This is a genomic window from Pseudomonas sp. GW821-FHT11G12 (assembly GCF_058808055.1).
This window is the reverse complement of record NZ_JBXARH010000004.1, coordinates 217,538-233,289: the sequence shown is the minus strand read 5'-3', so window position 1 is coordinate 233,289 and position 15,752 is coordinate 217,538. Positions and strand designations below refer to the sequence as shown.

Sequence of the window (15,752 nt, the reverse complement as noted above, 5' to 3'; positions counted from 1 at the left end):
GGTTCGCCGGGACGATGAAGTTTCACCTTTGCGTAGATTCCATAGTTGGCGGAATTCGGCAGTGGGCACTGGATAGATCCGCTTCAAGTTTTGGAGCTCGCATGGACCACCCTCATCTTACCGCGACCGCTGTCGAGAAACTCAAACACGCAGCAAAGTCTCATCGCAACACCTCTGGTTGCCCTTTAGCTACCGCGCTCGACCACGTTGCTGCGCAGGCAGGCTATTCGAACTGGAAGCGTGTCACCGAACTCGCCACTAAGCCCCCTATTTTAGATAGCCACTTGTTGCCGGCCAGTCACCGTCACCTGCTTACTTGGGTGGTGGCTAAGGGCAGCACGCGGCACAAGCAAGTGGATACAGTTTCTGAGCTCTGCGAGGCGTTATGTGGCGCGACCCCAGTTTTCATTCGTCAGGCCTGCGAAAGCGCTACCCCGGAAAATCCTTGCTTTTGCCAACTGGACCCGTTCGCCACCGCAATGCTGGCTGGAGTTGCAGTAGACATCGGAGATAAGTACGACTCGTGGAATTACTTGTTCAATGCCAGCGAGCCAGCGCGCGAATACCCTGCTTGGCAAAAGCACGTGGTCGTCGGCCTAGGGACTTCGGGCCATTACCCCAACGAGCATCTAACAACGCGGGACAATGATGATCGGAGCAATACGCTGAATCCCAACAACTCTGCGCATAAAGCGACGACCAACAACCGGTCCTCGCAGATGAACCCCAACAACACGAAGTATCTGGGCCACAAGAGTGACTAGTCTAGCTCCAAACGTTGTTTCGATAGCAGGGGAAGCTTTGGGGGGGCGCTTATTGGCCGACGGTATTCGATATAGACAAGGGGGCAGCTTGATGTAACGACCGATTCTGGCCGACTGCAGCCTGTGGCGACAGGCATTTATCGGCCAGGAGCGGTAAGTCCCGAAGGGTTGCCTTCGACCCAAAGCCGCCCCTGGCAGATCCTACAGCCCCTCTAATTCAGTTTGCCATTCTCTAAAAACGGTCCACGGCCACTTGTGGCGGGTGGTGAGTGGCCACAAGCAATGGCCCATTGTAGGCGTTGCTCTTAGTGATCAGGGAATTGGAGGTCTGCTCGAGCTTAAGTTGATCTCTAGTTCAGGATAAGTTTGTCTGCGTATAAATAGGTCTACTTGGTAATAACCAGGATACAGATTGCCGAGAGCAACGTCAGTCTCATCATAAAAGGGAAAGTATTCGATCTCATCCCAATCTTCTCTGAATGGCACATATGTCTCAAATGCGCCACTAGGGAATTTGTTCTTTGTAGCTATAATATGATTGGCAGCCCTAATTAGCTCATAATGTAACTTTTGAAGGACGCCCTTTCGATATGATATGTATTTATATCTGCGGCCGTATTCCAGGTGAGAGCAGCTGACCCAGTATGTGTATATATCATCTTTGTAGTGCTTGTTTTCGTGTACGAAGTAGATTGTCAGCAAGTCACGACAAACCAAGTTGAAATTTGATATCGCGCTCAGGAGCTGGGCGGCGCTCCAGACATCTTTATAATCTTTAACGACTCTGTCTACCTTAGCTAAGTATGACTGAAGCCTACCAGCAAAAAACTCCGAAATCTTGACATCTACGTCATAAAAAGGTAGCTCGCAGCAGTAGCGCACTAGGCTCTTGACGGGCATTTCCTCACGCCAAAAACCGTAAAGCTGCGCTACAGAGTCCTTATGTGACAGGAACATCCAAGGATAGTACTTCCTAAGAAGATCTTCATGATTGGATAGTTTTTCGAGAATATCCCGCCATCCCATGACGACCACCCGAAATAATCCTTCTGCCTCATGCTTTTCTGTCAGTTGCCTAGCATATTTTTCCACAGCTGCATCTTTAGGGCCAGAAGTCGCCATTATAAATAGGCTGAGGCTTGGCTCAAAAGTTTTTGCTTTATTGACTTCTTCTTCTAGTTCTGTGGTTGAGACCAATTTGTTTAAATAGTTATCCTTCCCTTTGCACTGCACTCCACAATTTTCTCCGGAGTTGGAACGGTCTTTGCCGGAAATGTCAACTCCATTTTGATTTTGGCCACTTCTGCCATTTTTCTGAGTGTTTTGGTCATTCCAAATTTTCGCCCATAAATCGCAGCAGAGGCTTTCAAAATCTTGCCAGTTAGATGGTGGGGGAAGTTGAGTTGATGATATATCGTTCACATTGGGCGTCCTTGTTACTAACAACTGCCATATTGAGAGGCTTCTTCTCAAAGTGCCATTGTTGCTAAATTTGCTCAAGCTCTTTCTCTGGCATCCGCGCTGAGGCGTGCTTTGGCAAGGCAATTACCGGGGGACCGCTTTAGCCTGGACTCAATGCGTTCAGGGCACAGCTTCCTAACCCGTACAGAGGAGCGGCCATCCGTGTTGCAAGCGCCAGTTCCTTCTCGCCCCATTGAAGTGCTGCCCTAAACACTCTCGAATGCCAAGCGATTGGCCTGAAATCCCGTGACAGAAAAGGGGGCTCAGAAAGGGGGCCGCGGACACGTCTGAAACGCTTGGCCAACGATCGAGCCGCAGACAGCTGCAATGGCAAGGCGCTGACGATGCTGGTCGTCGAATTGTGCCAGGAGGAGTTACAACCGGCCCGCCACCTCTTAGCCGCAAGGTCGTCTAATTGCCGGACCGCGTTTCAGTCAGCATATTGATCAACGCTCTCAGGCCGGATGGTACATGGCGATTCGCCGAGTAATAGAGGCACAGCCCCGGACTCGCGGGACACCACTCTTCCAGAACTCGTTTGAGTCGGCCGTCCTTGAGCGCATTGGCTGCAAGATGGTCGGGCACGAAGGCGATGCCTATTCCATCGATTGCTGCCTCCACCATCAGCGGTTGATCAGTCAACGTGAGAGGGCCGGGAGCGTTGATCCTTTCGACAGCGCCATGGCGCTCAAACTCCCATCGGTAGATTGCACCACTTTCAAACCGGAAGCGGATGCAATGATGGTCATGCAGATCTTGCGGCACCATTGGATATCCGCGTTGCTCGAAATACTCGGGCGACGCCACTGCCGCAAAGCGGACCTCTCCCATGACTGGGATGGCCACCATATCTTTGGGTACGGCTTCCGCTAATCGGATACCCGCATCAAAACCATCGGCAACGATATCGCTCAGCTTGCCATCACTGAATATGTCGAGATGGACGCGAGGATACTCGCGCAAAAAACGCGCAAGCACTGGCCACAGTACCAACCGGATGGCGCCCTCACTGGCATTGATTCGCACCGTGCCGCTGGGAGCGTGGTCATTGCCCTCCAGCTCCCGAACGGCTTCTTCGACCGAGGCCATTGCCGGTCTTAGTTTTATGGCCAGGCGCTCTCCCGCCTCGGTCAAGGAGACGCTTCGAGTCGTCCGGTTGAAAAGGCGGACGTTCAACCGTTGTTCGAGAGCCTTGATCGAGTGACTGATCGCCGAGGGCGTCATGTCGAGATCGATTGCGGCGCTGCGGAAACTTCGGTGGGCTGCGACCGCCAAGAATGCGGCAAAGGCCGACAGGTCATTGCCCTTGGATTGGTGAATTACTTTCATCATGGAATCAAATATTGACCAGATTGTTGCGACAGTCAATGAGCCATAGACTCGAATGAAGCTGCAGCGTCGCGGGTCCAAAATGACCGGTGTCGCTCTGAGAGCATCTCGTCCGCAGCCCTGACAGTAATGACCACCTGATCGAAAGGAACATGCGATGAAGATGAAGGCAGTTGTGATGACCGGGGCGAACAAGCCTTGGGAGGTTCATGAGGTTCCCATGCCCAAGGCAGAGCCAGGGTTGGTCTTGGTGAAAGTTCACGCCTCCGGCATGTGCTACACGGACGTGTGGGCAACTCAGGGGGCTGGCGGTGACATTTATCCCCAGACCCCGGGTCACGAAGTGGTCGGCGAAATCGTCGAAGTCGGTGCGGGCGTCCACACCCGCAAGGTTGGAGATCGAGTCGGCACCACCTGGGTACAGTCCTCGTGCGGTCGATGCCCGTACTGCCGCCAGAACCGCCCGTTGACCGGCCAGACGGCCATGAACTGCGTTTCGCCCAGAACGACCGGCTTCGCGTCGCAGGGCGGGCACGCAGAGTACATCGCAATTTCTGCGGAAGGCACCGTACTGTTGCCCGATGGACTGTCCTATACGGACGCCGCGCCCATGATGTGCGCGGGGTATACCACCTGGAGCGGCCTGCGAGACGCGGAGCCGAAACCGGGTGACAGGGTCGCGGTGCTGGGTATCGGCGGGTTGGGCCACGTCGCCTTGCAGTTCTCAAAGGCGTGCGGATTCGAGACCATTGCGATCACGCATTCCCCAGACAAGCACAAGCTTGCGACCGACTTGGGTGCCGATCACGTCGTCACCAATGCCGAGGAGCTCTTGGCAGTCGGTGGCGCCGACGTGCTGCTGATCACCACCAACGACTTCGAAAGCGCCGAAAAAGCGCTCGCGGGAGTCAATCCTGACGGTCGCATCGTCCTTTGCGGGCTCGACTTCAGCAAGCCGTTCTCGATTCCGTCCGACGGCAAGCCATTCCATATGATGCGCCAACGGGTGGTTGGCTCCACGCATGGCGGACAGCACTACCTCGCCGAAATTCTCGACCTGGCCGCGAAGGTTAAGGTCAAGCCGATTGTCGAAACCTTCTCGCTTGACCAAGCAACGGAGGCTTATGAACGCCTGTCCTCCGGGAAGATGCGATTCCGTGGTGTGTTCCTGCCTCACGGCGGAAATTGATACCCAGAGCGGTTCCGGCGACCGCGTGGTCGCCGGAACCGGAAATAAATCAGTCCCCATTTTCCACTTTTTCCAGGGATGACACGCTTGAACTGGCTAAGCGTTGGGGCAGGGCGGCGGAGGTTGAAGTGCATCTGTTGCCGGAAACGGCGCATGGGGTGATTCATTTTTCGCAGGGGTTGGCGGGGAGGGTGCTTGGGTATAGTCGGGAGTGGGTTGCGGGGCGGGTTGAATCCACAGCCACAAGCGGACATTCACGGGCGCGAGCGCTTATTCCAAAGCCAATCATGGACACACTCGCTACGAGTTTGTAACCTTCATGGAGGTGATATCGCTTTTTCTCCTTGCCCCCACATGTATCGATTTCTAGCACGGGAATCACGTGGCTCAAGGGGTTACGCAAGAACAAGGAAGATTTTGTGACACCAGCGGCGTTATTTTTTTCGCCTTCTGTGTCGTCTATTTATAGTTAAGTGCTTTGAGGATGTCCCTCGCATGGCAAGAGTAGTGACAAAAGATGACTGCTTGGCAGAGATAAAAAGATTCTTTAAATACTATATGGCCTACTGTCAAAGCCCAGATCCGGACGCCGTCAGAGAGGTCCTTGCATCAACTTACAGCATCAATGACAAAGTAAGGAAAGCTGGATATCCAAGCTTTTTTGATAGCGACGAGTTCCTGGCTATTAAAGCCATCCGCAATTACGCAATTCACCAAGCTGAAATATATAACAGCGCTAAAGCCTTGCCGCTGATATCCGAGGTTCCTGTAAAGGCTGATCTTTGCATTCTCTGTTTAATACCTGAGGATGTAATTGAGGCGATTTGTGAAAATACTAACCCTGAAGGGAGGGTTGCCATTAAAAAATCATGTGTTTATTACAAAAACCATGTTGATATATATCCATGTATTTTCAATTTTGGAGTTCAGCTTTTCCTATATACCGAGAGAAATAACTTGGATGTTAGCACTGGCGAGTACTTGGATTTCAAAAAATCTATCGAATTTGAGAGGAGGCATAACTATCCACACCATGTGAAAGGTGGTTTTAGATTGCCTCATGGCGGTGATATTAATGAGTTTATTGAGAGCGGACTTCACTCTATAGAAAAAAGAAATGAGTTACAGGGCTTGTTATATTCAGAGAAAGAAGGGATGTTCACTTTCAAGGGCGTCATTTGAGTTTTAATCGCCTCTGATTTTCTATACGTTCACTGGCCTCCTTTGTCCGTTAGCTACGCTCCGCGAAGAGCAGCAATGGGTCGATTACTGCCCGTCGCATAGATGGAAATCGACCCGAAGCAATTGTCAACACTCCGCCCGCGGCTTAGTGGATGAGAGCATTAGTGGCCTGACTCTGCGTAACTTATTCGCTATCTAGGACAGTGCCTCGAAAGACGTTCGCCCAATGATATTTTAAGTAGGACAGTCGATTATTGTTTCCGTTGACATATGAGGTGATTGAACCTTCGACTACAGAATATATCTCATTTAGATCCTGGGTTATGGTTTTCAACCGACTTACCACTACAGTTCCGTCATATTGAATGGTAATTAACCCATTCTCGAATAGAGCGTCACAGGTCACGCATTGCAGCATCGCAATATTATCTATATCTGCTCGCTCTTCGTGGGTGCATTTCGCGCGAGGCTTAACATGTGCAGCAATAAGCATTATTGAGGGTAGGGACTTTCGACATATACCACACACCCCAATCGAATCGTCTCCCCCGGAAATATCTTGACATTGAAGTATCAGATACTCCCTGAGCATGGTTTGCTCCAGACGAACCTTGTTTAGTAGATTTGTCCGCACATCAAAAGAATCAAGCTCGATCATTAACTCAGCAATTTTTCGTTTAATGTGAGCAATTCTTTCTATTCGCGCATCTTTGACTAGACTTGAATTCGAGTGCGCATCAAAAATATCGTCCAACGGTTTGTAGAAGTCATTCCTTCTTCCTCCACCCTCTTTGTAATAAAGGGTGGGGTAGCTGTAAATAAACGGTTTATAAGCTATTGAGACTTTGTCTTTTAACTCTCGACCAAGCTTCATAGAGTCTAACGGGGCGCCGTTTTGTCTGATGACATTGAGAACAAGAAGTTGGTTTTTTATTATGTCGCTGGGTTCATATGACTTAAGCATTGGAGATAGCTTAGCTCCAGGTGACCTAAAGCCAGGGGATGATTCTTCCAGTAGCCCGGTCGCAAGACAAAAATCGTCGATGGCAGTATCCGACTGGTCAAGCAACTCTAGGTAGATATTTTGACGATCATCTGCATTTCGGCGGAAAATATGCTTCAAAGCTCGTTTGATGGAAGGTATCACCCTCTCCGTTTTTAGGGGCTGTTGATAGCAAAAAAATATGGGTTTTAGAATACTACTTATTCGCTCGTCTCGCGAGGTGAGCGCATAAAATTTACCACCACCAATCGTAAGGAAGTCATGCTCGGTCGACAGTAAGTCGACAACATACTCTCGTTTAATTGCACTCGTAATTTGATCTAAAAACGGAGGTGCCGAAGAATTCCATGACGTGTCAATTAGCATATCTATTGAGAAAAAACCGCCAAAATGCGTCGCAATCTTGCCCGCATATTGAATTATCTCTTTGGTCGCAGATGCGGCGTCATGATCATTTCCGAAAATTATGTGGCAACCATTGAATTCAAAAAAATAAAAGTCGGTTGAGATTCCAAATGACTTTGCTAGCTGAACTGCTATCGGAAGAAATACTTTATCGTCAATGACATTGCTCTTGACGAGTAGATCTTGGATTCGTTTGGCAAATACTGGTTTTTCAGCAGTTTTTATTTCACTTATCAATTTTTCTAATAACGTTCTAAGCTCAATGAGATCAGCTTTGCTTTCTAGTGTGATGGGGTCCCCAGCAGCCAGTCCTCGTTCAAGGCGGCGAAGCTCTGCAGGAAAATCTTTCTCAACAAAAAGAGAGATGATTTGACGTGCTCTCTCGCGGCTCACTTCTCGATTGAGTTCGGGTAATTTACCTAACGCTTCAAGAGTCAGTTTTCTACGAGAGGGCTCCTGAGTAAAATGTTTCTTCAGAATAATCCTGGTTGTTTCCGAAACCTTTTTTCGATACACGCGATCAATCAACGCAGTCACAATCTCCTGATACGGCTTGCTCATACATAGAGTCCTTATTTAGTGACCGGGCACTGCCATGGTCGGATTGCTGTGAGTCTAACAGGCCATTTGCTTGATATCTGCTAGCAGTCGCCTGCAGATATTTGGTCGCTTAAGATGTGTTGCCCAGCACTCGAACACTACCGTCGCCGATATATGGGCCGAGTTTTAGTGAAGGCCTGATGAAGAGCGCCTTTTTCTAGTGCTAGCGCTTCACACTCGATCATGATTTCCGAGCCTGACCTAGGAGCGCTCCGCTTGTACTACCAAGGAATGCGGCTTTGGGCCGATTCCTGTTTGTCACGACTGACCGAAATCGGCACGTTGTTGCCTCCTAATGAGCCGGGAATTCACCCAATTGCAGCCCCGCAAAAAGGAATCGTTCAAGAAACTCACCATGATCCTCAGATACGACAGACCTTTGATTGCCGTCAATTAGCCAGCCAGAAACAAGCGGAAGATTTGCCCACGGCGGTGGCTCAACGAGTTCAGCACCCATCGATTTGGTGAAATACGTACACCGACCATCCACGACCTTCACCGTGGCAATCTTGTGCACTACTGCATACTTCAGAGCGCCGGACTGAAAACCGGACGTAGAGAACAGGGCGCATTTCTGAGCGCCCACCGAACGCATCTTGCCGTAAAGCGCTTGGAGCGTCTCCCGCTTCACTGAGTTCTTGTAGTGTTTGCACTCTACAAGAACCAAGAATTCCATCCCTAGGAACTCGAATCGAGCGGATACGTCGATTTCGTATTCGCCATCGACACCTTGGATTACTTCCCGATGCTCCGACCTATATTCGAGAAGCGAGTGACCCATCGCATTGAGCATGGAGCGTACATGACGTTCAAACTCGATAGGGGAAAGCGTTAGTTGAGGGTATCTGTCGTCCATTGACATCCGCTCCAGCGGTTTGCAGGAACAAAAAAGCTTAGAGCTTTCCCCCAGCATCGGCCAGAGGCAGTTTTTGGCCGATTACTGCCTGCTGGGAACGGCTTAAGCGACTCAATATAACCGGTGAGCAACGATGGTAGGCGCCACGAACAGGTGTCAATAGTAGGGAAGTCAACTCTGCCCCCGTTTACTACGATCCGCGCCACCTCTACACGCAGTTTATCTGCGTATGGGATGGGGCACTTCGGCTTTTATGCTTGTTGCTTATAGCTTATAGCTTATAGCTTATAGCTTATAGCTTATAGCTTATAGCTTATAGCTTATAGCTTATAGCTGGCGCATTACTTCACGCACCAGCTTCTCAAACTCTTCGACCGACGAGGCCTTGGCGTTCAGGGGCCGGATGCGAATGAGCTTGGTGTTTGCTGCTCGGAAAATAGAGTCCTTTAGCTGATCATTGGCCTGGGCCTGAGCCTCATCATGGAAGCTACTATCCAGCTCAATGAAGTATCTCGGCTCATACTCACTGCCCACATCAAACACCACACTATCGATGATGGCCCGGAAGAAATATGACCTAGCCTTTTCGGACAACTGATCTTTGATGGCTTGGTAATCCAATACACAACTTAAGGCGACGTTGGGGTAGGGGTGATAGGTCGGAAAAACCCGACGCACCGCCTCATAGAAGTGTTCCTCTTGCTTAGACTTGAACAGGCGAATGGTTTTGGCCTTGCCGGCCACCACTTCTGTTGCGCGGATTGTCAGGTTCTCACGCAGGCTAGCGGCAACCGTTTCTGGATTTGTTTGCAAAAAAGACTGAATGATTTGCTTGGCCAAGGGGCGGTGTTGATACGACTGGGCGTAGTTGAGTAGGGCAGAGTGCTTGGTTTCCTGCATTAGCATCAAACGCTCATCCACAAAACGATCCACAAAGGCTTGGCTAAAGCCGTGCTGACCTAGTTCGATAATCAAGTTAGTGAACTCAAACTGCTTTGCTCGCGCAGCAGGTGGCAATGGTTCTGCGAAGGTAAAAAATTCAGCCTCAAAGAACGTAGTGACCTGGGACAAAAAGGGGTCTTGCGTCCTCGCCTTCTTGTTCTTGTAGATGATTTTACCTATCGCCTCCCAGTCTTTTTGGGCCAGCAATGCGTACAGCTGCTCTCTATCTTCCATGCCCGCGCTCCGCAGCTAATCCTGATCGTGCGCCTAAGATAGGACCGAAGTGGCTTGGTGACAAACTCCACGTCGGGTTGAGTCGTGGCAAGTCGCTTGGATCAGTGCGTAGCAAATGGGGATAGGTCTATTTTCTCCTAGTTAGACGTCCGCTTCTGGCCGAAAGCAGCCGGTCAAAACAGAGAGTGACGTCCGCTCTCGATCTACCCGTTTAACTACCCCAAAAATCCCCGTTTAAAAGACACCATCCGTTACGCCCTCAAGGCTACACAACCTTGCGTCATTGCCTACGACTACGCCAGAATCCGCCGGCTTGTGCGTCCAGGGTGCGGGTCTTATCGTTCCATGGTCACTGAAAAACAGTGATCGGGTTTGGTAGCCCGGTTCCCCATATGACGCATAACGTCACCTAGCGCGGATGCTCTTTCGGCATCCGTCTTATGGTGGCCATGCGCAGGGCGTCCTCGGGCGCGCCGGATTTTCCATATGGGCCGGTCTACCAACCTTCGTATGGCCACCACCCCTCGTTTGGTAGCGAGAGTGATGGCTCCTTAAGTCCCATATGGAGTTTCACCATGATCAAACCAACACCCAACCCACCAGAAACCGACCCGGTTTCCCCCTACCAATTCCCCGATTCCCGAACCCTCAACGAAGCCGCCGAACGCGCCCTCGATCACTACCTCACCCCGCAACAACGCATCATGGGCAGTCACCACAAACACGATCCCATGTTCCTGGCCAACCCCGCCTACAACAGCGAATCCCTCCTGGCCAACGCCAGTGAATCCCTCGGCTCCGTCACCGAAATGCTCAACAACTTCGCTGCCATCCTGGAACCCGCCCACCGCAAAACCGCGCTGGGCATTGCGCAGGTGGTCATGGTTGCGGGGCTGGCGGTGAATCAGGCGCTGGATCATGTCGAGGTGAAGACCTGATCGGCTGATTGCTGTCGCTCAATAGCCGGAAAGAAAATGGCCGAGGTTGTCAGGTGTAGCTGACGACCTCGGCCATATTTTTATTTTTTTCAGCACATCTCAAAACAAAGGCAACAAAACAAAGATGCCTCTCTGACCGCTCTCTGCCCGATGATAGAATCCTGTTTTTGAAAAGGGAGTTTCATCTGTGGTGGCTGGAAAAAAGAATTGCCCCTATTGCGCAGAAGTCATCATGGCTGACGCCATTTTATGCAAGCACTGCCAATCCAACCTTGGGCAGAAAGTACGGATTGCGCCGGAAGCGGCACCACGGTCAGAAGGAAGAGTGCGCCTCCCCAGCAAACTTCTCGTTGGAATCATGACTGCCGTCACCTTGTACTGGGTTTTTGGTGTTTATCTCAGAGACAAGCCGCAAAACAACGAAGAAGCCCAAGTCCAGGATGCCATCGACCGATGCCGCCAGGAGGTAGAGAGCTACTCCGGCCCTGCACTCGGAAAAAGCGTAATCGCAGATGCCTGTCAGAAGCTGGAACACGAACTGCGCAAGAGTTTTAGCCACGCACCCTAGAACAAACCGATTACGAAGCCCGCCGTTGAGCGGGCTTTTTTGTTCTTGGGATCAGACCGGCATCCAGTTCGACAGCCTTGTCAGTCAGCGAGCTCTGAACTTTCCACCCGCTTGGTCACCACTTGGCGAGCATCCCGCCGTACCGCCTGCGGAGGCACGCCGAACCCCCGAATGAACGCTTCACGCATATGGCGCCGATCACGAAAACCGGATTCGCTGGCGACCACATCGAGGGAATGTCGGCTTTGTTCGATCATCAATCGAGCGGCCTCCAGTCGAAGGCCTTCGATGGCTTTGGCGGGGGATTGGCCGGTTTCTGCGCTGAATATGCGGGTGAATTGGCGAGGGCTCAGGTGCGCCACGCCGGCCAGTTCCTCGACACTGAGCGGTCGGCTCAAATGCTGTCGTGCATAGTTCAGCGCGCTTTGGATGCGGTCGGACTTGGGGGCGAGGTCGAGCATTTCCGAATGCTGCGACTGGCCGCCGGACCGGTGCTGATGCATCACCAGTTTGTGCGCCACCGAGCGGGCGACATCGGCGCCCAGATCCTTCTCCACCATGCCGACGGCGAGGTCGAGGCCGGCGGTCATGCCTGCCGAGGTCCAGAAGGGGCCGTCGACGATATAGATGCGGTCAACGTCGACGCTGATTTCGGGGTGACGCTTCTGCAACGCCTGCGCGTAGGCCCAGTGGGTCGTGGCGCGGCGTCCGGTCAACAGGCCGGCTTCGGCGAGGATGAAGCCGCCGGTGCAGATGCCAACCGTGCGCCGCGCCTGATTGCCGGCCTGACGCACGAAATCGAGCACCGCAGAGGCCGTATCGGTTTTTACCGGATCGTTGACCCCGACAACGATCCAGGTATCGGCCAGTCCGGGCGCCTCAAGCGGGCGGGTTTCCATGGCCAGCCCCAGCGAGGAGCGCACCATGCCGCCGTCTGGCGAGAAGTTCTCGACGCTGTAGAAGGGCTCTTCGGTGATCTGATTGGCAAACTCGAAAACGGCTTGAGTCGCCAGGGAGAGCACCTGAAAACCGTCGGTGAGCAAGTAGCCGATGCGGTGCATGGTGATTTCTCGGATGTCTTGAATCACTACCATATACGTCATTTGAGATGTGGCCAAGCCGTCGCATCCTGTTCTCCAGTACTTCCCACAACCCTGGAGACTCGACATGACTCAATCCCGCCTCGGTACTGCCCTGATCACCGGTGCGTCGTCCGGCATCGGTGCCATTTACGCTGAACGCCTGGCCCGTCGTGGCCATGACCTGATTCTGGTCGCGCGAAATCGCGATCGCCTGAATGTTTTGGCTGAGCGCCTGAGTGAAGAAACCGGCCGTCAGGTTGAAGTCCTGGCGGCCGATCTTTCCGACAGGACCGATCTGGCACGGGTCGAAGATCGTCTCAAAACGGACGCCAACATTTCTCTGCTGGTGAACAATGCCGGGGTTGGCGCGACTCATCCCTTGCTGGAGTCGGACGTCGACAAGCTCGAAGACTTGCTCACGCTCAACGTGAACGTGCTGATGCGACTGACTTACGCGGCGGTCCCGGGTTTCGTTGCCCGTGGCGGCGGCACGCTGATCAACATCGCCTCGATCGTGGCCATCGCCCCGGAGGTGTTGAATGGTGTTTACGGCGGCTCCAAGGCTTTCGTCCTGGCGTTCAGCCAATCCTTGCGTCACGAACTGGCGGACAAGCATGTCCGGGTTCAGGTGGTGCTGCCCGGCGCAACGGCCACCGAATTCTGGAGTGTGGCCGGAACACCGCTGGAGCACCTGCCGGAAGCGATTGTGATGCGGGCGGACGATATGGTGGACGCTTCGCTGTCCGGCCTCGACCAAGGCGAGTTCGTCACCATTCCGGCGCTTCCTGAAATCGCCGACTGGAATGCCTACGAGGCGGCGCGCCAGAAGCTGATGCCTGATCTGTCGCGCAGTGAGCCGGCTGCACGCTATCGCGACTGATGGTGTATGCAGGTATCGATGTAGGAAACGTCAGATATTTATTTTGCACGTTTCCTGCGTTTTGATTGCATCTCCAGCCCCAGTAGCCTCTCCCGAGATCATTTGTGCCGTATCGGACGCATCGTAATCGATGCAATTCGGCACAGTTGTCAGCATACTGCTGCCCGAATTTGCTCTACTTCAGGAGCAAAAAAGAGGCTACGGCCACGAATAACCCGGCGCCAAAGGATACTCGGTGCCCAGCCATGCAAAAAAAGGAAACCGTAATGTCGGACCGCTGTGACCGGAAAAATAACCTGAACACCTCCCCGAAACGCCGGGACAAGCTTAATCAGCGTTGGGTTCGGATAGCGTTGGCGATGGCAACCGCATCAATAATTAGCGTACTCGCGATACTGCTGATTGAGTATGTTACAGGGCAGGTCATTCCCTGGAAGTACTACATAGTCACCAGCATTGTGCTCGCAGGGATAATGATTGCGCGGAACCTGGCCGCCAAGGAACTGGTTTTTACTCAAGATTGGCAAATGCTGTCGATGGTTGCCAACAGCAAAGCCCTGATGCTCATCTCTGTGGCTTTGACTGTCGTGCCTCTAGCCCTCTCGGCTTCACAGGCTATTAACAAACAATATTTGTTCCCTTTCGACCTTTACTTGTATTGGGTGAGCGGGCTGTCTTTTTTTGCATTTATCCTGGTGTACAAGGTAACGGCGCCAACAGTCTTCAAGTATGCCTCGTATCGTGATCTTATCGACCGTGAAGGCAGCGTGCGTGTATTGCGTGATTCACTTGCCGAGTTACAACAATTAGTAATTGCACGCAAAGCACCGTTTTCTCCCGCGCGCGAAGTGCTGGTGCCCGAGTCAGATGTTTATGCCATCCGTACGCTAAATACCCAAAATGTGGAGGATCCGGAACACATCTACTTCCTGCTGCGTGAGTACACAAAGTCCTTGAAAGGCTTCTACAGGTTCGTCCTGAATATTCTACTGATTGCTCCCATTTTTTTCGTTCTGACGATGACACTTTCCAAGATGTTTGCAGTGGGTACTCAGGCCGACCAGACGGCGGAATGTTATGACGGCTGGATAAAAGCGACCTACTGGAACTTGTTGAAGACGAATCCGCACATCATCACACCGGAGATGTTTGAGCTCACCCAACAATGCTTGCGTATCCGGGCTACAAACGGGGCGAATGCTGCACACTGACAAAGGGAATCATACGCGCCGCCTCAAAGCCTCGCTAAATCCGTTCCTTTTGGCAGGAATTGGGGCGCTCGTATGAGTTTGTTATCACAAGACATCAGAGGAAGAAATGGAAAACGCGATGTCTTTTATCTGCCAGTGAGCATGGATAAGTTGCCTGCCAGCAAGCCACAATCGGCTTGAAACTTTCAAGCTTCAGCGCAATCCGCCGACAACGATTTACCTTTTGGATTCGGCTGGTGACTCCCGTCGTCAGCGCTCGATGGATTACGCCCGATGCTCAAATACTTACTGCCACTTGCGATGGTCCTGGCCGTGGCCGGCTGTACCAACCATTCACAACGCGACTACACCGATCAGGTTCAGTCCAGTACCACGCCGGTTGCCCACTCTTTCCAGGAAGCCATTCGCCTGGCACCGTCAACGCCATTGCCGATCAATCGTGGATTGTTTCCGGACCGTTGGGAGATCGGAGCAACGGATCCACGCATTGTCCTGGGTGCGCAGCAAGGCAATTATCGACTGTTCAACTTTCGCTTGATCAAGGGGCAGCACTACGTCATCAACATCAACTCGATGTGCAACAACATGTGCATGGGGCTGGCGAAGAGTGCCCTGAAACCTAAAGCTGTGGTGCTCGACGCCCAAGGCAATCTCGTGGCTGATGATCTGGTCGGCCCCAATGCGCTGGCCATTGAATGGGCCGGCGTTGCGCCCGCAGATGGCAGCTATTTCCTGCTGGTCGCCGCAGATAACCGGGCGCCGGGAGAGCAGGTTGCAACCATCAATGCGCCAGTAGCCGGGTATTCGGGGGTGACGTTGCCGTTAGGTATGGCAAGTGCGCCATTCGGCAAGGTTATTGTCTACGTCGAGTTCCCCCGGTCCTGAGCGTCATCCTCCAGATACTCAGCGGCATGGATCAGCCGGATATGGTCTCGGTGTCGTAGGAAACATCGGATATCTATTTCGCATGTTTCCTACATTTTGTTTGCCTCTCCAGCAAAAAACGTGGTTATTATCCGGCGGCGCTTCGGGTCACAAACCCGGCGCCAGAAGATTGCCGTGCGTCTACAGACCCGGCAGTCGCAGCCGATCGGGACCACCCTGGCGC

General features: G+C 52.4%; 14 protein-coding genes. 8 read left to right on the top strand and 6 right to left on the bottom strand.

The features are described 5' to 3' along the window. The first annotated feature begins 101 nt into the window (after window positions 1–101). Window positions 102–764 (top strand): hypothetical protein, encoded by a 663-nt coding sequence (locus AC1RR7_RS15215; protein ID WP_493157903.1) that lies wholly within the window; start codon window positions 102–104, stop codon window positions 762–764. A gap of 312 nt (window positions 765–1,076) precedes the next feature. Here AC1RR7_RS15215 and AC1RR7_RS15210 read toward each other — a convergent pair whose 3' ends face one another. Both AC1RR7_RS15210 and AC1RR7_RS15205 read right to left on the bottom strand, forming a co-directional pair. Next, window positions 1,077–2,186 carry a hypothetical protein gene (locus AC1RR7_RS15210; RefSeq protein ID WP_493157902.1) on the bottom strand — a complete coding sequence of 370 codons (1,110 nt, stop codon included), beginning with the start codon at window positions 2,184–2,186 and terminating at the stop codon, window positions 1,077–1,079. Between the two features lie 450 nt (window positions 2,187–2,636). Beyond that, window positions 2,637–3,554 (bottom strand): LysR family transcriptional regulator, encoded by a 918-nt coding sequence (locus AC1RR7_RS15205; protein ID WP_493157901.1) that lies wholly within the window; start codon window positions 3,552–3,554, stop codon window positions 2,637–2,639. Between the two features lie 157 nt (window positions 3,555–3,711). Here AC1RR7_RS15205 and AC1RR7_RS15200 point away from each other — a divergent pair, with 157 nt between their 5' ends. Together AC1RR7_RS15200 and AC1RR7_RS15195 are read left to right on the top strand one after the other, a co-directional pair. Further along, a complete protein-coding gene (locus AC1RR7_RS15200; RefSeq protein ID WP_493157900.1) occupies window positions 3,712–4,743 on the top strand; it encodes an alcohol dehydrogenase catalytic domain-containing protein in 1,032 nt (343 codons plus the stop codon). 495 nt (window positions 4,744–5,238) lie between these two features. Further along, the gene (locus AC1RR7_RS15195) at window positions 5,239–5,925 is read left to right on the top strand and encodes a hypothetical protein (protein ID WP_493157899.1); all 687 of its coding nucleotides are present in this window, start codon (window positions 5,239–5,241) and stop codon (window positions 5,923–5,925) included. A gap of 184 nt (window positions 5,926–6,109) precedes the next feature. Here AC1RR7_RS15195 and AC1RR7_RS15190 read toward each other — a convergent pair whose 3' ends face one another. The 3 genes from AC1RR7_RS15190 to AC1RR7_RS15180 all read right to left on the bottom strand — a co-directional run bounded on the left by AC1RR7_RS15190 (window position 6,110) and on the right by AC1RR7_RS15180 (window position 9,965). Beyond that, a complete protein-coding gene (locus tag AC1RR7_RS15190; protein WP_493157898.1) occupies window positions 6,110–7,894 on the bottom strand; it encodes a hypothetical protein in 1,785 nt (594 codons plus the stop codon). Window positions 7,895–8,225: 331 nt separating this feature from the next. Continuing rightward, complete coding sequence (locus AC1RR7_RS15185) at window positions 8,226–8,789, bottom strand: restriction endonuclease (protein WP_493157897.1); 564 nt, start codon at window positions 8,787–8,789, stop codon at window positions 8,226–8,228. A gap of 327 nt (window positions 8,790–9,116) precedes the next feature. Next, window positions 9,117–9,965: a DUF2726 domain-containing protein gene (locus tag AC1RR7_RS15180; protein WP_493157896.1), complete on the bottom strand. Its 849-nt coding sequence runs from the start codon at window positions 9,963–9,965 to the stop codon at window positions 9,117–9,119. 575 nt (window positions 9,966–10,540) lie between these two features. On the opposite strand from AC1RR7_RS15180, the gene AC1RR7_RS15175 reads away from it, so the two are divergent. Together AC1RR7_RS15175 and AC1RR7_RS15170 are read left to right on the top strand one after the other, a co-directional pair. Further along, a complete protein-coding gene (locus AC1RR7_RS15175; protein WP_096820603.1) occupies window positions 10,541–10,903 on the top strand; it encodes a DUF6124 family protein in 363 nt (120 codons plus the stop codon). Between the two features lie 232 nt (window positions 10,904–11,135). Next, window positions 11,136–11,471 carry a hypothetical protein gene (locus AC1RR7_RS15170; RefSeq protein WP_219737343.1) on the top strand — a complete coding sequence of 112 codons (336 nt, stop codon included), beginning with the start codon at window positions 11,136–11,138 and terminating at the stop codon, window positions 11,469–11,471. 80 nt (window positions 11,472–11,551) lie between these two features. Here the strand turns inward: AC1RR7_RS15170 and AC1RR7_RS15165 are convergent, their stop codons facing one another. Next, window positions 11,552–12,532 carry a GlxA family transcriptional regulator gene (locus AC1RR7_RS15165; protein ID WP_493157992.1) on the bottom strand — a complete coding sequence of 327 codons (981 nt, stop codon included), beginning with the start codon at window positions 12,530–12,532 and terminating at the stop codon, window positions 11,552–11,554. Between the two features lie 106 nt (window positions 12,533–12,638). On the opposite strand from AC1RR7_RS15165, the gene AC1RR7_RS15160 reads away from it, so the two are divergent. From AC1RR7_RS15160 to AC1RR7_RS15150, 3 genes are all read left to right on the top strand, one after another. Continuing rightward, a complete protein-coding gene (locus AC1RR7_RS15160; RefSeq protein WP_493157895.1) occupies window positions 12,639–13,433 on the top strand; it encodes an SDR family NAD(P)-dependent oxidoreductase in 795 nt (264 codons plus the stop codon). Window positions 13,434–13,699: 266 nt separating this feature from the next. Then, on the top strand, window positions 13,700–14,644 hold the full coding sequence (locus tag AC1RR7_RS15155) for a lysophospholipid acyltransferase family protein (RefSeq protein ID WP_273535883.1): 945 nt from the start codon (window positions 13,700–13,702) through the stop codon (window positions 14,642–14,644). A gap of 273 nt (window positions 14,645–14,917) precedes the next feature. Continuing rightward, on the top strand, window positions 14,918–15,529 hold the full coding sequence (locus AC1RR7_RS15150) for a hypothetical protein (RefSeq protein WP_273535881.1): 612 nt from the start codon (window positions 14,918–14,920) through the stop codon (window positions 15,527–15,529). The last annotated feature ends 223 nt before the right edge of the window (window positions 15,530–15,752 follow it).